At 68.0% G+C, this 18,576-nt stretch carries 11 protein-coding genes; 6 read left to right on the top strand and 5 right to left on the bottom strand.

Annotated elements, in window-relative coordinates; genetic code table 11:
• Positions 1–3: 3 nt before the first annotated feature.
• Complete coding sequence (locus ACO6D5_RS06165; protein ID WP_485824900.1) at positions 4–174, bottom strand: hypothetical protein; 171 nt, start codon at positions 172–174, stop codon at positions 4–6.
• Between the two features lie 192 nt (positions 175–366).
• Positions 367–1,020 (bottom strand): isochorismatase family protein, encoded by a 654-nt coding sequence (locus tag ACO6D5_RS06160; RefSeq protein ID WP_315844680.1) that lies wholly within the window; start codon positions 1,018–1,020, stop codon positions 367–369.
• Between the two features lie 276 nt (positions 1,021–1,296).
• On the opposite strand from ACO6D5_RS06160, the gene ACO6D5_RS06155 reads away from it, so the two are divergent.
• On the top strand, positions 1,297–2,193 hold the full coding sequence (locus ACO6D5_RS06155; RefSeq protein WP_485824899.1) for a LysR family transcriptional regulator: 897 nt from the start codon (positions 1,297–1,299) through the stop codon (positions 2,191–2,193).
• A gap of 42 nt (positions 2,194–2,235) precedes the next feature.
• Here ACO6D5_RS06155 and ACO6D5_RS06150 read toward each other — a convergent pair whose 3' ends face one another.
• From ACO6D5_RS06150 to ACO6D5_RS06140, 3 genes are all read right to left on the bottom strand, one after another.
• Positions 2,236–3,162: an alpha/beta fold hydrolase gene (locus ACO6D5_RS06150; RefSeq protein WP_485824898.1), complete on the bottom strand. Its 927-nt coding sequence runs from the start codon at positions 3,160–3,162 to the stop codon at positions 2,236–2,238.
• A 151-nt stretch (positions 3,163–3,313) separates the two neighbouring features.
• Entirely contained in the window at positions 3,314–4,570 is a 1,257-nt protein-coding gene (locus ACO6D5_RS06145) for a hypothetical protein (protein WP_485824897.1), read from the bottom strand.
• A gap of 4 nt (positions 4,571–4,574) precedes the next feature.
• Positions 4,575–5,246: a hypothetical protein gene (locus tag ACO6D5_RS06140; RefSeq protein ID WP_485824896.1), complete on the bottom strand. Its 672-nt coding sequence runs from the start codon at positions 5,244–5,246 to the stop codon at positions 4,575–4,577.
• 426 nt (positions 5,247–5,672) lie between these two features.
• Here ACO6D5_RS06140 and ACO6D5_RS06135 point away from each other — a divergent pair, with 426 nt between their 5' ends.
• The 5 genes from ACO6D5_RS06135 to ACO6D5_RS06115 form a co-directional block, all read left to right on the top strand.
• On the top strand, positions 5,673–6,977 hold the full coding sequence (locus tag ACO6D5_RS06135; protein ID WP_315844650.1) for an aminotransferase class I/II-fold pyridoxal phosphate-dependent enzyme: 1,305 nt from the start codon (positions 5,673–5,675) through the stop codon (positions 6,975–6,977).
• Between the two features lie 301 nt (positions 6,978–7,278).
• Entirely contained in the window at positions 7,279–7,956 is a 678-nt protein-coding gene (locus ACO6D5_RS06130; RefSeq protein WP_485824895.1) for an STN domain-containing protein, read from the top strand.
• Between the two features lie 4 nt (positions 7,957–7,960).
• Positions 7,961–8,509, top strand: a complete 549-nt coding sequence (locus ACO6D5_RS06125; protein ID WP_315844652.1) for a sigma-70 family RNA polymerase sigma factor — start codon at positions 7,961–7,963, stop codon at positions 8,507–8,509.
• Between the two features lie 16 nt (positions 8,510–8,525).
• Complete coding sequence (locus ACO6D5_RS06120; protein ID WP_485824894.1) at positions 8,526–9,488, top strand: FecR family protein; 963 nt, start codon at positions 8,526–8,528, stop codon at positions 9,486–9,488.
• 173 nt (positions 9,489–9,661) lie between these two features.
• On the top strand, positions 9,662–18,576 hold an 8,915-nt coding region (locus ACO6D5_RS06115), incomplete at its 3' end, for a two-partner secretion domain-containing protein (protein WP_485824893.1).

Here is an 18,576-nt window from a genome sequence, read left to right as displayed (position 1 = left end):
TTGTCACTCGGCGTGGTCCTTGCCTGCCAGTTCGATGATGATCTCCGTGGATGTGGGTGCGCCGCGACGCCGAGACGAACTGATTCCGGTCGCGACGTTGAACTGCATGTTCAACGCGCCGGTTGCGGCCGCCAGGCCGGCCACATCGATGGACGAGAAGCCAGTCGCTTGCATGGGGAGCCATCGACTGCTCGGAATGCAGCCCTGGCGCGGGGTGGTTCCACCTTATCGCGCGCCTTTCATTTCGGGCAATATCAGCGCCGCCCCGACACGTTGCAAGACGTTAGCGGTGGATGGCGGGCAAGGGATGACCGGGCGCATCGTGATACACACTGCGCTTGGCGAGCCGGTCATCCCGCCCCACGATCAGCCTGCTGGGGCGGGCGCCGGCGTGTTCAGCAGCTGCTGTTCCCACAGATACGCGATGCCGCTGCCGGCGGCATGCTGGACGAGGATGTCGGTCAGCCCGGCGGCGGTGTCGGCGCGCGCCCAGTCGCGTTGCCACTCGGCAGCCACTGCCATCCACGTCATCAGATTCACGCCGGCCGCCGCCATGCGCTGGAGGGCGACTTCGTGCGCCTCGACCGACACGCCACCCGACGCATCGGTGACGACTGTCACATCCCAGCCTTCGCCCGCCGCCTGGATCGCCGGCATCGCGACGCAAACCTCGGTCCACAGCCCGGCGATGATCAACTGTTTGCGGCCCGTGGCCTTGGCCGCGTCGACCACCTTCTTGTCTTCCCAGGTGTTGATGAACGTGCGGTCTATGACTTCCTGGCCCGGAAACACATCGGTGATCTGGGCAAAGAGGTGGCCGCCGCGGGCAGCGATCACGCTCGTCAGAATGGTGGGCACGCCAAAGACCTTGGCGGCCTTTGCCAACGCCGTCGAATTGTTGACCACGGCATGCGGATCGTGGCTATTCAGGTTGGTGAGTTGATAAGGCTGGTGGTCGATCAGGACGAGTACCGAATCCTCAGGACGTAGAAGCGAATCGAGGCCATTGCGAAAAGTCATTAGCGATCCCTGGTTTGCTGGGGTTTGCAGAAATTGCATCGCGCGTTGCGGTGCAAGTCGCTTTCCGGAAAGCGCGCGTTGGCGGCGACGCAGCCCGGATCCCGCATTATGTTTTCGACCTTCCTGATGCGGTAGTTCCGTTCCAGGGAGAGCTGTGTCGCGCCATCAGGAACACCAGTGGCGCGCGCCGCCGCAACGCGCCGCTGGCCGTTTCGATGCATGCCCCGTAGTGCTATCCTGCGGCGAACTGCGTCGCAAAACGGGGAGCAACGCACAGTGGACATCGAAGAGCTTCAGACCTTCATCGAAGTCGCCGATGCGGGCGGCGTGTCGCCCGCCGCGCTTCGGCTGGGCGTGTCCAAGTCGATCGTCAGCCGCCGGTTGCTGCGGTTGGAGGCGGAACTTGGTGTCCAGTTGCTGGCGCGGACCACACGCGGGGCGGCGCTTACAGAGGCCGGGGCGATTTTCCGCGACCACGCGGCCAGGGCTTGCGCCGAAATCGACATGGCGCGGGAAACGATCGTGCCGGCCGGCGCGCTGCAAGGCCGCTTGCGCGTCGCCGTTCCCGTGTCGTTCGGCCTGACGCATTTCGCGCCGGTGGTCGCGGAGCTGGCGCGGCGCCATCCCAAGCTTCATGTCCACACCTGCTATAGCGATCGCTTCGTCGATCTCATCGCCGAGGGTTACGACTGTGCGATACGGGTGGGCTATCTGCAGGATTCCAACCTGATCGCAAGACGTGTCGGCCCCATCCACGGCAAGCTGCTCGCCAGCCCCGGCTACATCCAGGCGCATGGCGCGCCCGAAACGCCAGACCAGCTCGCCCTGCACGAGGCCCTCATGCAGGGCACCGAGACCTGGCAATTCATGGATGGCGACAAGACCCTCACGGTTCGCCCGCAAGGGCGCTTCAAGGCGGACAACGGCGCGGCCTTGGTCGCCGCCGCAACGGCCGGGCTCGGGGTCGCTTATCTGCCCGATTGCCTCAGCCACGACCACGTGGCCGCTGGCGCGCTCGTGCCCATCATGACCCGGTATCCGCCACCGCCGGCCGGCGCCTACGTGATCCGCCCGCCGGGCCAGCATCCGGCACGAAAGATCCGGGTATTGACGGACCTGTTGATCGAACATTTCGGGCAGTCGCCGCATTTTGCGGGGACTGATGCGGAGTGAAGGCGCCGGAAGCGACGCCCCTGGCAGAGGCGTGCCGGCAGGCTATTGCGGCGCTTCCAGAAAGCTTGTGATCAATCCGACCGTGGCGCCGGCGCTTTCTTCCATCAACCAGTGCCCGGCACCCGGCACGACGGCTCCGCGCACATTGGTCGCCGCATTGCGCATGACGATCGCCATGTTGTCGCCGAAGGATTTTTCACCGCCGATGGCAAGCACTGGCATGGCAAGCTTGGTTCTGGAGAACGCGATGTTGTCGGCGACGTCATGCTTGGCGATGGCGTTGAACTGCGCGAAGGCGGCGCGCATGGCGCCCGGCTGGGAATAAAGCTTGGTGTAGTGCCGTCGCGTCGCCTCGTCGATTTTCGAAGGCGTGCCGGCAAACTCGTTCCAGAACCGGTCCAGATAGATGCGTTCGCGCCCGGCGACCAGCCGCTCGAAATCGGGGCCGCCGGCGTTGAAGTGCCACAGCGCCGGCCACAGGATGATCTGGTCCCAAGGCGCGATGCCGGGTACGGGGGCGTCCATCACGACAAGCTTGTCGACTTTGTCGGGGTAGCTCGCTGCGTACGCATAGGCGACCATCGTGCCGATGTCATGGCCGACGACGGCGGCCTTGTCCTGCTTGAACGCCGTCACGACCGTGCGTATGTCGACCGCCTGCGACTTCTTGTCGTAGCCGCTGGCGGGCTTTGACGATTTGCCCATGCCGCGGAGGTCCGGCACGATCACCAGGTGCGTCTTCGCGAGCGCTTGTGCCAGCGGAGCCCACATGTCGCCCGTGTCGCCGAAGCCATGAATGAGCACCACGGCGGGGCCGGCCCCTCCTGAGCGCACGAAGAGGCTCGCGCCATCCGCCATGATGACGGTCCGGTTCTTGAAGCTGCTTGGGAAGGCCGGCTGTGCCGCGGCATTGGCGATGCACAGCAACCCGGTCAATAGCGCTACTACCCACGCAAAGCGACTTTTCATATCGGAGCTCCAATATTCAGGACCAGATCCGCCCGATATATTGTGAGGCTTTGCGGCGCGGCGCGCTGAAGATATTTGGATTCAGTCGAATGGCCAGCGTCCGCTTCCGGCCGGAAGCGGACCGACGCGCATTTCTCCTGTCGTCCCCCGGCTACTGCCTGCTCAAATAGTCGATCAGACGCTCGCGCGCCTGGTCGTCGTAGTCGAACACCAGGTATTGGCTGGCATTGCGGGCGGGAGACTGGATGGTGCCCACGCCGTACAACGGCGGCGTGCCGCGTGCGCCGAAGCATCCCTGCGGGAAAACGACCTCGTCGACGTTCAAGGGGCCGGCATTGCGGCTGATCACGATTTGCCGTTGCGGCTTGCGCACCTTGCAGCCTTGGGCCAGCGCTTCCTGCACGATGGTGCTGTCCATGATCGAGCGGTCGGCGGCCTCCGGCACGCGCACCGCGAATCCGTAACCCGAGTACGGCTGCACATCGCGGTTGGCGACGGCTGGTTCCGTCGTGCGGGCGGCGGGTGCGGGCGGGGCCACGCCGGCGCTGGCCTGGCGTTCGGCCATCGATGGCCGGTTTGCCGCGAGTCTGCCGCTGTTGGATGGGGCGACGGAGGAGGATGCTGGCGCCGCGGCCGGCACGGGATTGGCCGCAGGCTGGCGTGCGGGGGGAGGCATGCGGTCTGCGGCGGGCGCGGCGGCCGGTGCCTGCGCCGGGGCGGGCACCGGCGGCTGGACCGGGGCGGAGAACTGGAGCGACAACACCAATCGGTCGAAGGACGGCAACCATTCGTTGAATCTGGCCGAAGCGGTGGCGGCTTCGCCCGGCGATCCTGCGCCGCATACTACGCTCCAGGTGAAGCCCGGCACGCTGATGACGTAGAGCTTCATGAAGACAACGCCTTCCTTGCCCTTCTCCTTGAGCGTCATCTTGGCGGTATACCAGTACACAAGCCGTTCGCCCACCAGCATCTTGCCACCGTCGCGGACGCTCGCCGTCAGGTTGGGATCCTCCACATGGCTATCCAGTATTTCCGCGAATTGTTCCGGTGTTGCGGGATTGGCCAGCATGCGGGCGTTGATTTGCTGTTGCGACAACGCCCGCGAACGCGGTTCGACCGAGGATTTGAGGTGGCATCGCAGGAACCGGTTGGGGTCGACTTCAACGGGATCGACGACAATTTCGCCGGCCCGTCCTGTCCGTCTGATCTTGTGCGACCAGTTTTGCGGCGCCGTGAAGGCGATGCCCATGGAGGGCACGCTGATGATATTGGCGGGCGCCGGGGTCGCGACGGCAGGGGGCGCCGCGGGGGCGGGCGTCGGGGTACGGGACAACGCCGAGGCTGGCGTCGCCACGGCGGTGGCGGCCTGGCAGAGCATCGCCGAAGCGAGCAGGCAACGCAGTTTCATGGTTTTACTTCCGGGAGGATGCCGTGGACTGCGTCGGGTTCTGGATCGCGGCAAGGAATTGCGGATCGGTCGCCAGCGCTTCGATATTCAGACGGATGAGGTCGTTGAGGGCGCCCAGCACGTTGAGGAACTTCGGCGTGGTCCGCTTGATTTCCTTGACCGCGCTGTAGACCACGTCGCCATTGGACTTTTCGGCCACGGTGTACACCACGCGCAGCGTCCAGTCGATGTTCATGCCCAATTCGTCGACCATGAGGTTCTGCACCTCGCCCGTCAGCTCGCGGCTGATGGTGGGGCGCGACACGGTGATCCCGATCGCGCGCAGTTCCGTAAGGGAGGCGTCGCGGATGATGTCGGCCACATTGCGTTCGAACAGCACCGTCCCTACCGCGGTATTGCGCGCCTGATTGGGCAGAACGTGCGAGTACGTCGAGCGGTACGCCCCGGGCGGGCCGCCGGTGTGCTGTTGCGAGGTGGACAGGCCCGCATTGCGGTAGCGCGTGTCGCGGGCGTTGGAGGGGTCGTCGGACAGGCTTTGCAGATACTTGTTGGGTTCGTAGCTGAACTGGCCGACACCGACGTCGCCCGTGGCTGCCAGGGCCGATGCGGGCGTATAGGTATAAGGCAGCACCGGCGTGGCGCAACCGGCCAGCGTCAACACTGCGGCAGCCGACACGGCTCCGATCCACCCACGCGAGTTCTGCAGTAACAACACGGTCTGTCTCTGTTTAGCCAAACCGTGGTTTATACAAAATGCGTTAATTTATGTCACGAAAATTCATTCAATGTCTGGCATAGGGGCGCCATCGGCGCGGCATGGCGCCGGCCCGGGTCGCTGCGCAAGAACGGGTCGTCGGCGCATGGCGCCATCGTGCCTGTTTGTCATTCAGGTTTGAGTCAGTATTGCCGGTTGGGGTTTTGCTGCGGCGCCGTGTACCATGTTTCCCCGACTATCCCTCTTGAATTTTGCCAAGGAACGCAAGCATCCCGTTTGGACATCGGCGCGCGGCTCCCGCCTGACGGCCATGACTGGCCGCCGTCTGGCGCGCGGGGCATCCTCGATGAACGCCCTGGGAGGCGTGCACTGCACGAATCACCGTCTATGAAACCCATTAAAAAATCGAGCAAACTGGCGCACGTCCTGTACGACATCCGTGGTCCCATCATGGATCGCGCCAAGCAGATGGAAGACGAAGGCCAGCAGCTCATCAAGCTCAACATCGGCAATCTGGCGGTGTTCGGCTTCGATGCTCCCGAGGAAGTCCAACAGGACATGATCCGCAACCTGCCCAATTCGGCGGGCTATTCGGACAGCAAGGGTATCTTCGCGGCGCGCAAGGCGGTCATGCACTATACCCAGCAGCAGGGCGTGCAGGGCGTGACGCTGGAAGACGTGTATCTGGGCAATGGCGCGTCCGACCTGATTGCGATGGCGACCAACGCGCTGCTGGACGATGGCGACGAACTGCTGCTGCCCACGCCCGACTACCCGCTGTGGACGGCGGTGACGAGCCTGTCGGGCGGGACGCCCGTGCATTACCTGTGCGACGAGGACAAGGGATGGATCCCGGACCTGGACGACATTCGCGCCAAGATCACGCCGCGCACCAAGGGCATCGTTGTCATCAATCCGAACAATCCGACCGGCGTGCTCTACCCCGATCACGTGCTGCGGGAAATCATTGCCATCGCGCGCGAACACGGCCTGGTCATCCTGGCCGATGAGGTCTACGACAAAGTCCTGTACGACGACGTCCAGCACACTGCGCTGGCAAGCCTGTCTACCGATGTGCTGACGCTGACCTTCAATTCGCTGTCCAAGAGCTACCGTGCCTGCGGTTATCGCGCGGGCTGGCTGGTGGTCTCGGGCGACAAGCACAGCGCCCGCGACTACATCGAAGGCCTGAACATGCTGGCCAACATGCGGCTGTGCGCAAACGTGCCGGGTCAGTGGGCAATCCAGACGGCGCTGGGCGGCTACCAGAGCATCAATGACCTGGTGTGCGAAGGGGGGCGCCTGCGTCGCCAGCGCGACCTGGCCTACGAGTTGATCACTGCGATTCCGGGCGTGACTTGCGTCAAGCCCCAGGCCGCGCTTTACATGTTCCCGCGGCTGGACCCCGACGTCTACCCGATCGAGGACGACCGCCAGTTCTTCCTGCAGCTTCTTGAAGCGACCCGCGTGATGCTGGTGCAGGGCACGGGCTTTAATTGGTCGCGCCCCGATCACTTCCGTATCGTGTTCCTGCCGCACGAGCCGGACCTGCGGATCGCCATTGGCCGGATCGCCAAGTTCCTGGAAGACTACCGCGCCAAACAGGGCAAGAAGCTGCCGGGCTCCGCTGGCGCCGAGCCGGTAAAGGGCGCCGTTGCGTCGCCCGTGGAATTGGCGGTTGACGCCGATTGAATGACAGGCGGACCGGCGAACTTGCCGGCCCGCCTCCCGCCGCCTGTCGGGCGGCGGATCCCTTCCTATTGACGTCCTGACGTGAGCGGCGTCCGCTCGCCGCCATCCGCGTAGTCACTGCGTACTCCTTCCCGTGTCACGGTTGAGTCATCTGGCTGAGCTAGCCTGCTGGCCGGCGTAGCCCTGTCCGGGCGTCCGCCGGCCCCATTCCATTTCCCGACGTCCATATCGCGCAATGTTAGGTACCCCGGCACCGCTCAGTGTGTTGGCGCTGGTTGGCGTGTGTCTCCTGTGTTTGGGGATGCCCGTCCTGGCGGGCGGCGGCGCGTCTGCGTCCGCCCCGTCGCCGGACCGCTTGCGCGGCGAGCGCTATGAGTTCGCATTGCCGGCGCAGCCGCTGGGCGACAGCCTGGAAGCCATCGGGCATCTTGCGGGCGTGGCGGTGCTGGTCGATGAGCGCCATGCGAGGCAGCCCGCGCCGGCGCTGTCCGGCCGTCATACGGTCATGGAGGCGCTGCGCCGGTTGCTCGATGGATCGGGGTTGCGCATCCGCCAGACGGACGGCGAAGCCATCGTGGTTTACGCGCCGGCCGCTGACGGGACGGCCCGGCAGTCCGAGAACGGCGCTGCCCTGCTGAAAGCAGAGGACATTCCGGGCGCGCGCGCCGGCGGCGCGGATTTCAGCGCTTATATCGGACGGTTGCAAAAGGCCATCTTGCGCACGCTGTGCGGCAATGCGGCCGCGCAACCGGGCAGCTATCGCCTGGCGCTGCAACTGCGGCTTGATGACGGTGGGCGTGTGGCGCGGATGCGCCTGCTGGACACGACCGGCAGCGACCGGGTGGACATGGCCGTGACGCGCGCCATCAACGGGATGGATGTGGGCGCGCCGCCGCCTGCAGGCCTGCCGCAGCCCGTATCGGTATTGCTGCTGCCTGGCGGCACGCATTGCGCGGCCCCGCGCCGGCCGGCGGAGTGACCGCATGTCCATGATTTCCGCCGCGCTGCTGCGACTGCGCCTCATCACCCGCTATGCCGAACTGCGACGCAGCCTGGAGCGCATCGTCGGCTCGCGCGACCAGGCGTCGGCTGCGCTGCATGAAACCTGGTTGCGGCTGGATGTGGCCAAGCCCGCCAGCCCGGTGCTGAATCCGGATGCCTATCTGCTGCGCATGGCGGCACGCATCGCCACCGACGATTGGCGGCGCAACCGCGAACCGCTGGGCGACGACGAGCGCGAGGCGTTGCTGCACGTTGTGGACGACACGGCGGACCCGCTGCGCATCGTCGCGGCGCGGCGCGACGTGCGTACGCTTGAAGCGGCCATGGACGAGCTGCCGCCGCGCCAGCGCGCCATCCTGGCCGCGGCGCGCGTGGACGGGCTGCTCAATGCCGAGATCGCGGAACGTTTCCAGATATCGGTGGCCATGGTGAAAAAGGAACTGGCCGCGGCCATGCGGCATTGCCGCGAGCGCCTGGCCGGCACAGAGGCCGTGGCCAATGGCGATCTTGTAGGCCGGCGGAAATTCTGACACGATGCTCGGCGCCATGAACCCTTCCGAAGATCCCGACCGCTTGCGGCGCGAAGCCGAGCAATGGTGGTTGCGCCTGCGCGACCGCGACGCGACGCGCGGCGACGCCGAGGCGATGAAGCAATGGCGCGCGCGCAGCCCGTCGCATGCGCGCGCCTGGAACGAGGTGGCGCGGCTGTGGCAGGACATGGATCCGGTATTGCGGCAGGCCGTCCGCCGCGATCCCGGGCTGGCGCATCCTCCCGCCAGGGGGCCAAGCCGGCCGGCCCGCCGCGCATTCCTGGGGGCGATGGCCGCGGGCGGTGCCGCGGTGGCGGTGTGGCCGCCGCTGTCCCTGTGGCCGTCACTGCTGGATTTCACGGCGGACTTCCGTACCGGCACGGCTGAGCAGCGCGAGCTGGCGCTGTCGGATCAGCTGCGCGTGCAGATGAACACGCAGACGCGCATCAACCAGCGCGGCGCGCAAGCTGGCAACGAGGCCATTGAACTGGTGGCGGGCGAAGCCCAGGTTGAAGCCGCCGGCGGCGGCGCGCCGGTGGTCGTCTACGCGGGGGCTGGCGCTACGCGTGCGCGGCAGGCTCGCTTCAACCTGCGCTATACCGGGCCGCAGGTCTGCGTCACGTGCCTGCAAGGTTCGGTCCAGGTGGAGGCGGCGGGCGCAATGCAGACCCTGGCGCAAGGCGAGCAGGTCATCTACGACGATGCCGGCCTGCAACCTGCGCTGGCGGTGGATACCGTGCAAGTGGATGCCTGGCGCACGGGCACGCTCAGTTTCGCAGGGCAGACGCTGGCCGAGGTGGTCGACGAGATCAACCGTTATCGCGCGGGCCGCGTGCTGGTGCGCAACGCTGACCTGGCAGCCCGGCGCGTGCGCATGCGCTTCGAAATTACGCAGACCGACCTGGCGCTGCACATGTTGCGTGACCTGTATGGCGCGCAACTCACGCGTCTGCCTGGCGGCATCGTGCTGTTGAGCTGATTGCGCTGTTACAAAAAAAGCCGACGTTTTCGGTAGCCCTTCCATCGCGTCCTTTCGTCATTGGAGTATGAGCCGCCATCACGCGCCCTGACTGCGCCGATGACGTGCCTGTACTCCCTTGGCTACTCGGATCAGGATTGCCCGCTATGACATCGCGTCTCCGCAAACTCCCTATGACCCGCTCTGCTGCGGCCGGCTCGCGGACAGGTCGGCTCAAGCCGCTGCCGGCGGCGCTGGCGGTGTTGCTGGTGTCGGGGGGCGTCGCTGTGCCGGCGTCGGCCCAGCAGGCGTTCAGCGGCGGCTGGTTCGCGGCCAAGGGGGCGGTGCAGGCCCAGGCCGCCGCCACGGGCAGGCTGCCCAATGGTGCGCCGGTGACCACGCTTACCGGGGCGCGGCAGTCGCAGGCGGCGCGCGACCAGTTGCAGCGGTCGGTCGGCAATTTGGGGCGGACCGCGGCGGCGATCGCCGCGCAGCAGGCGGCGCAGCGCGCCGCGCGCGACGCGGCGCTGGCGTCGGGCGCATCGGTGCCGGACGGCCTGGCCGAGGGCGGTTTGAAGGTGGACACCAATCCGCTGACGGCCGGCTGGCGCAATGCGAAGGCGCCCGTGCAGACCCTTCAGGAAGGGCGCGCCAGGGTCGCGATCGAGCAGACGGGCGCGAAGGCGGTCCTGAACTGGGAGACCTTCAACGTGGGTTCGCGCACCACGGTGGAATTCCAGCAGGATCCGACCTGGGCGGTGCTTAACCGCGTCAACGACCCGCAAGCGCGGCCTTCGGTGATCCAAGGGCAGATCAAGGCCGGCGGCACGGTCATGGTGGTCAACCGCAACGGCGTGATCTTCGACGGCTCGTCGCAGGTGAACGCGCGCAACCTGGTGGCGGCCGCCGCGCGCATCACGGACGCGCAGTTCGAGAACAACGGCCTGTATGGACCCGACGACAAGACCCCGACCTTCACGGATGCGCTGGGCAAGGTGGAATTGCGGCCCGGCGCGGCCATCGAGACCAACCGCCCCGCGACCGTGACGCAGTCGGGCGGCTACGTGCTGTTGCTGGGCCGGGAAGTCGATAACGCGGGTTCCATCGTGACGGCCAAGGGGCAGGCCGCGCTGGCGGCAGGCGACAGCTTCGTGATCAAGCGCGGCCAGGGCACCGAGGGCAACGCCGCATCGACGACGCGCGGCAGCGAAATCGTGCCCGCGGGCAGCGGCGTCGTGACCCATCGCGGCCTGATCCTGTCGCCGCAGGGCGACATCACCTTGGCGGCCCGGACGGTCGAGCAGGCCGGCGTGCTGGCGTCCACCACGTCGGTGGACTCGCGCGGCACGATCCATTTGAACGGCGTGGGCGGCGATGCCGCCGTAACGCTGCAGCCGGGGGCCATCACCGCCATCCTGGTGGATGCGGATAACGCGACCGCGTTGGACGGCCAGCGCGACAACCTGATGCCGCCCAGCGTCAATTCGACCGCCACGCTGGCGCTTGCCGACCGCAATCGGCGCGATCTTTCGCTGGTGCAGGTCGACAGCGGCGGGACGGTCGACTTCCAGGGCGATTCGCTGACGCTGGCGACGGGCGGCCAGGTCGCGGTCAAGGCGGGCGCGCGCACGCTTGTGCGCGATGGCGCGCAGATCGACGTGGCCGGTGCGATCGGCGTGGCCGTGTCGATGGAATCGAACAACATCAAGATCAATCTGCAGGGCAACGAACAACGCGATTCGCCGCTGAACCGCGACGACGCCCGGCTCAACAATTCCGACGTGTGGCTGGACCGGCGCACGCTGATCCAGGTGGCCGGCGGGGCAGGTGGCTACGAGGGCGACCGCTGGTACAGCGGCGGCGGTCTGCTGGAAGTGGGCGGCTACCTGGGAACGCTGGCGGTGCCGGCAAGCCATTGGCTGGCGCAGGGTGGCCTGGTCCGCTTCGAAGGCGCCGAGGTGGTGACGCAGGCCGGTTCGACCATCAACCTGTCGGGCGGCACGCTGGACGTGCAGTCCGGGACCTTGCAGCAGACCTGGCTGCGCGGCCAGGACGGGCGGCTCTACACGGCTGACCGGGCGCCGGCCGATATGCTGTTCACCGGCATCTACCGGGGCTACGAGCAGCGCTCCGAGCGTTGGGGCGACAAGGCCACGCGCCGCTTCTACAACGCGCTGCTGGCGCCGCGCACGCGCGACGAGGATGGCTACACGGTGGGGCGCGATGCGGGGACGCTGGTCATTGCGACCCGCAGCGCCGTGCTGGAAGGGGACCTCGCCAGCGATACCTACCAGGGCGTGCGCCAGGACCTTGCGCCGCAGGCCGGGCTGGACGGCTACAGCCAGTCGCAGCGTGCGGCGGCGCGCCGCGGTGCGCTGGTGGTGGGCAACGACTTGCGCTATTACGACCCCGTCACCAAGCTTGTGCACGATCAGCTGGGCGCCACCGGCGATACGGTGGCCGACGTGACGCTGGGCACGGGCAGGGAACGCTTGGCCGACGGGCTGGATCTTGCCGCGGCCCTGCCGCGGGAGAACCAGGGCAAGCTGTTCCTGGACGTAGACCGGCTCAATGGCTTTGCGCTAGGCCGGGTGCGCATCGCCGCCGGGCGGTCCATCACCGTCGACTCGGCCCTGCGCAGCGCCGATGGGGGCGAGATCACGCTCTATGCGCCCGAGGTGGATATCAAGGCCAACCTGGTCAGTCGCGGCGGCCTGATCCAGGCGGGCAACGTGTTGCTGCAACCCAGCTTCCTGGCCCCGCGGATCGAGGATGCGGCGCTGGCGCCCCAGCCCCAGCAGCTTGCGCGACTGCACGTCGCCGCCGGCGTGGTGCTGGATGCGCGCGGCGTCTGGGCCAACTTGCTGCGCGACGCCGAGGGCCTGGCTGGGCTGCCGGTGCGCGATGGCGGCCGCGTGGCGCTGCGCGGTACGGGCGACGTGGTCGTGGACGTGGGCAGCGTGCTGGATGTGTCGGCCGGCGCATCGGTGCTGGCGGACGGCAAGCTGCGGGGCGGCAAGGGGGGCAGCGTGACGCTGGCCGCGCATGTTCCGAGCGGCGTTCAATCCAGCGGCGGCCTGCTGTCGTTTGGCGGAGAGGCGCGCGGCTATGGCGTGACGGGCGGCGGGACGTTGTCCGTCTCCAGCGGCGGGCGCATCGTGCTGGGCGGTCCGTCGGACCCGCTGGAGGCAGAGGCGTTGCGGCTGGATCCATCCTTGTTCCGCTCCGGTTTCGGCAAGTACGAGATCAATGGCTACCAGGGGCTGGCCGTGGCAGATGGCGCGCAAATCGACGTCGCCATGCCGGTGCTGCGGTTCGAGGGCGGCGCCGCGCAGGCGCCCGGTTCCAGCGCCCAACCCGGTGACGTCCTGTCGCTGTGGACGCCGCCGCTGTACACGGAAGACCCGTTGCGCGCCGGCTTGACGCAACGCGTCGGCGCCGACCTGGCGCTGTACTCGGACCGGGCCGCGCAAGGCGGGCCGATCGTCGTGGGCGAAGGCGCACGGGTCAGTGTCGACCCTGGCCGCTCCATTCAGATCAAGGGCGCCGACCAGATCTCCGTGCTGGGCCGGCTGGACGCCTGGGGTGGGCGAATTTCGATTCAGGAACCGCGCATCGGCGAGCAGCCCTACGTGCCCAAGGCCAATCCCCGGTCGGTCTGGATCGGTGAACAGGCCGTGCTGGACGTGGCCGGACGCAGTCATGTCGCCGTGGATGCCAAGGGCCGGCGCTACGGGCTGGTGCATGCGGGAGGCACGATCGAGATCGGCGGCAAGCTCGACTGGGAGGCTGATGTCGACACCCCCAGCCGTCCTATCGACCGGCACCTCATCCTGCGACCGGGTTCGCTGCTGGACGCGTCCGGCACGCAGGCCGTTCTGGACCTGTCGGGCCGCGGCGCCACGGTCGTGGGTTCCGACGGCGGCACCATCGTGTTGTCTTCGGCCAATAGCCTGCACTTGGACGGCACGATGCGCGCGGGGGCGGGGTCTGATCGCGCGGCTGGCGGCACGCTAGGCATTTCGTTCGGCGGCGCGTTCTATCAGCGCAATCTTTCGCCAGAAACGGCGGTGCAAAAAGAGCGGCAACTGGTGCTGGCGCAGCACCAGGGCGACAGCATGCTGGCCGCGGACCTGCGGCCGGGTGAATCCACGCCGGCGCTGGCCTACGGCTACGGACGCCTGGGCGTGGACCGCATCGAGGCCGGGGGCTTTGACAACCTGGCGGTGAATGCCGACGTGCGCGCCGATGGCAGCGTCGCGCTGTCCATGCGCCAGAGCCTGCGGCTGTCTGGGGCGCTGTCGCTGGTCGATGCCGCGGCTGCCGCCAGCGAGGTGAGCCTGGCCGCGCCCTACGTCTTGCTCAACCAAGCGCGCTACAAGCCGCTGGATGGCGCCGACTTCTTCCTGCAGCTGGTTTCCGCGCCGTTGAAGTATTTCAACGTCGGTCACCGGCTGGACCTGTCGGCCGGCCTCCTGGATGTGCGGGGCAGCCGGAACCTGATCAGTTTTGACGATGTGCAGCTGGACGTGCGGGGTGACGTGCGCCTGGGCGCCGCGGGGTTCGGTGACCGCGGCTTGAACACCAAGCTGGCGGCCCCCAATCGCTTGACGCTGAGCGCCGCGCAGATCTACCCGGTCACCCGGTCTGGCGGCATCATCGCCATGGGCGAATACACGGTCCTGGGGCCGCAGGGAGAAATTGCCAAATACAACCCTGATGCCGTTCTGACACTTCGGCGCGCCGCGGGCGACACGCCGGCCACGCCGTATTCCGCGTTCGGCGCCATCACGCTGGCTGCGCCGCTGATCGAGCAGGGCGGGGTGCTGCGCGCCCCGTTGGGCGGCATTACGTTCGAAAGCAAATCTGAAACCCCGAGCACCGTCCGGTTCCTGCCGGGCAGCCTGACGTCCATCAGCGGCGACGGATTGGTCATGCCGTATGGCGGCACGGTGGATGGCGTGAAGTACCTGTATGCCGGCAAGGAGGTGGAGCTGGAGGCGACCCGCTCCGACGGCTTCCTGAGCCGCAAGATCAACATCCAGGGCAAGGTGATCGAGGTGGCCGAGGGTGCTGTGCTGGACCTGTCCGGCGGCGGCGAATTGACGGGTGGCGCCTTCGTGCGCGGTCGCGGCGGTTCGGTCGACGTGCTGCGTTACGCCATGGCCGACGCCAATCCGGGATTCGGATTCAGCCGCTCTGGCAATGCGGTCTACGCCATCGTGCCGGGCTTTGGGGGCAGCCAGGCGCCGGTCGCCCCCGACTCGGGCGCCGGCAGTCCCGCCGTCGGGCGGCAGGTGACGATCGAAGCCGGCGTGCCGGGCCTGCCCGCCGGCACTTATACCTTGCTGCCATCGACCTACGCGCTGCTGCCCGGTGCGTTCCGCGTCGAACTGGGCGCGCAGGGCATCAATGAGGCGTCCGTGGCAGCGCGCACGCGCGGCGGTTCGTGGGTAGGCAGCGGCCGGTTGGGCACGGCCTTGACCGGTCAGGTCGCGACGCTGTCCACCCGACTCTTGATCACGCCTGCCGACGTGGTGCGGCGCCATGCGCAATACAACGAGACGACCTACAACGCCTTCGTGCTTGCGGACGCGGCGCGCAAAGGCACCCAGCGAGGGATGTTGACCACGGATGCCCGGACGTTGCACCTGAGCCTGGCGGAAGGCGCCGGCCGGGAAGACAGTCCGGCGCTGTCGTTCAAGGGGGCGGCGCGGTTCGACGTACCCCAAGGCAGCGGCGCCTATACGGGCCGCCTGGCGGTGACAGGACCGGCCAGCGGGATTGAGATCCTGGCGCCGGGACAGGCGCCCATCCTGCCCCCGAAGGCCGCGGCCCTTTACGCCACGGATCTGAACGCGCTGTCCCCGGGGGCGATGTTCATCGGCGGCGTGGCGGGCGTGGCGGGAACCTATGAAACTGGCGCACGCAGCGTGGGTGGCGATGCCCAGCAGGTGGTGGTGCGCAGTGGCGCGGTGTTGCGGGCGCCAGAAATCTTCCTGTATGCGGTCGATGGCGGGCGCGGCATCGTGGTCGAGCAAGGCGCGACGCTGTCCACGCTTGGCCGCGGCGACGTGGCACAGGATGCGCGCACCGGGCTCTATTACCAGTCGATCTCCGGTGCCACGCTGGCCGTATCGAACGGCCTGGTAAACCTGTTGCCGCCGTCGAACGGCGCGGGCACGGCCGTGGACGTGGGGGGATGTATCGCGGACTGCGCGGGCATGGCCCGCTTGTTGTCGGAAGGTTCCATCGGCGCGTCCACCAATGGTGCGTTCACCTGGCGCGACACGGTGCAGTACGGCACCCGCAACCTGGCGCTGAGCGTCTCGGCCGTCAACATGGGCAGCGCCGAGGCGCTGGCTCAGGCCGGCGCGGCGGGCCGCCTGCCGCCGGGCATGGTGCTGAACCAGGACGTGCTGGGCAATTTGCTGCGCGGGAACACGGCGCTGGAAGCCCCGGCACTTGAGAGCCTGATCCTGAACGCTGGCGAATCCGTCAATGTGTACGGCTCGGTATCGCTGGACGCGCGCGGCGCCGGCGGCCGGTCGCTGCAGCGCCTGGTGCTGGGCGCGCCGGCCATCTACGGTTACGGCGCGGCAGGCGATACCGCCACCATCGCTGCCGCCGAATTCGTCTGGGCGGGTTCGGTTGCCGCCGACCGCAGCGGCGCGAGCGGAGCCGGCGCCAGCAAACCCCAGGCGCCTGGGGGCGCGATGCTGGACAGCCTGGGGAACGGCGGCCTGAACATCGTGGCCGACGTGATACGGCTGGAGTCCTCGCCCTTCCAGTTGCCGAACGTGCTGGTGCCCGCCGAACGCCTGATGCTGGGCTTTGCCTCCGTGTCGCTGGATGCTGCGCAGATGATCTCGGGCCGCGCCCGTGGCGGCCTGTCCGTCTATCAGGGGCAGGACGGCTACTCCGCCGAAGCGGGCTGGCGCTATCGCGGCGGCGACCTGCTGATCCGCACGCCGCTCCTGACCGGCGAAGCCGGTTCGGCGATGGCGATCACGGCTGGCGGCGCGTTGACGCTCTCCGGCACAGGCGCGGCTCCCGCCGCGCGTGATGCACTGGGTGCCACCTTGAGCCTGGCGGGCCGCAGCGTCGTCCTGGATACGACGGTAGCGCTGCCGTCGGGCAAGCTCTCGATCAAGGCCGAGGGCGACATCGTGCTGGGCGTGGATTCGCGGATCGATGTGTCGGGCCGCGAGGTGCGCTTGCTGGACGCGCCGCGCTACAGCTGGGGCGGCGATGTGGAACTGCAAAGCATGGCAGGCAACATCACTCAGGCGCGGGGAGGGCTTATCGACGTGTCGGCGCAGAACAACCGCGCCGGCCGCATTCAGGCCATCGCGCTGGGCGCGGACGCCGGCCGGGTGGACCTGGGCGGCGCGTTCCGCGGCACGGCCTCCGGCCTGTACGACGCGGGCGGCACGCGGGTGGCGTACGAAAGCGCCGAAGCCGTGCTGCGGGCGCAGACCCTGGGCGACTTTGCCGACTTGAACGCGCGCCTGACCGAAGGGGGCGTCTTCGGCGTCCGGCGTTTCCAGATCAAGCGTGGCGACGTGGTGGTCGGCGACGAGCTGCGGGCCAGGCACGTCGAACTGGTAGTGGATGGCGGCAGCCTGACCGTCAATGGCCGCATCGATGCCAGTGGCGCGCAGGTGGGCAGCATCCGCCTGGCGGCCATGCGCGACCTGGTCGTCAACGGCATGCTGGACGCCCATGGGGCCGGCCTGCGCGTGGACAGCTACGGCAAGATCATCGACAGCGCCAACCGCGCCATCGTCGACCTGACGTCCCGAGAAGGCACGCTGACGCTGGGCGCCGGCGCAGGCGTGGACCTGCGCGCCGGTAGCGAGGCGCAGAACCACGACGGTATCGCCCGCGGCACGCTGGACCTGAACGCGCGCCGCCTGGGCGGGGGCGCGGAGCAGGGCGCCATCGCCGGTTCGGGCGACGGCGCCCGCGACGTGGCCGTGGTGGTGGCGGGCAGCCCCGCCATCCTGGGCGCGAAGACGATCGCCGTGAACGCCTTCCGCCGCTACAACGACGCGCCGCTGGCCGACGCGCCCGACGTCACCGGTAAGCGTCCCCAGCAGATTACGCAGGGCTATCTGGACGGCATCGATCTGCAGAGCCAGTCCTTCATGACCGCGGCGCTGGGCAATCCTGCGCTGTCGGGCCGCCTGTCCGGCCTTGGCAATTACCACTTGCGTCCCGGCGTGGAGGTAGTCAGCGCCACGTCGGACGGCGACCTGAGCGTGGTCGGCGATATCGATCTGTCCAATTACCGCTACGGGCCGAACGCCGACCGCATGACGCCGGCTCGGCGCGGCTACGGGGAACCGGGCGTGCTGGTGCTGCGCGCTGGCGGCAACCTCAACATCTACGGCAGCATCAACGACGGCTTCGCACCCCCGCCGGATTCGCCTGACGATGCGTCTGGCTGGCAGTTGGTGGAAGGACGCTACGGTTTGCAGGCCGTGACGCCTTACGGCGGCGACCTGGTGGTGCCCATCGGCGGCGTCAAGCTGGAAGCGGGTTCCTCGTTCCCGGCCGGCCGCGCGCTGAACTACGACTTGCCCGCCAGCCCCGCGACGCTGCCGGCAGGCACCGTGCTGCCGGTGGCAATGACGCTGAACGCATCCCTGTCCCTACCCAGCGGCCTGGTGCTGACCGCGAATGTCACGACGGCCGACGGCAGCGTCCTGCGCGCCGGCACGGTGTTGGCCGGCGAGGTCCAGCTCGAGCCCGGTGCGCAGCTGGGCGCGGGCTTTGTCCTGCGCAGCAACGCTTCCGTGCGCGCATTCACGTGGCCCAAGGGCGTGGCGCTACCGACCGAGCTGGTCGCCAGCAGGCAGATCGTGCTGGCGCAGGGCTCGCTGATCCCGTCCCAGACCAAGGTGGTGCTGCTTGACGGCAAGCCGGTGGATCTGCGGCCGAAGGGCCCCGACGGCAAGCAAGGCCGCAACTGGGCGCTGGCGCCCATGCTGGGCCCGGGCGCCAGCGCCTGGAGCCTGACCGCGGTGGCCGGCGCAGACCTGGATTCGGCCGACGTGCGCGCCCGCAACGTGCTGGGCAAGGGCGACCTGGTGCTGGCCGATAC

This window comes from Achromobacter sp., assembly GCF_057314935.1.
The sequence above is the reverse complement of the archived record's forward strand: the minus strand, read 5'-3'. Positions and strand labels throughout refer to the sequence as shown.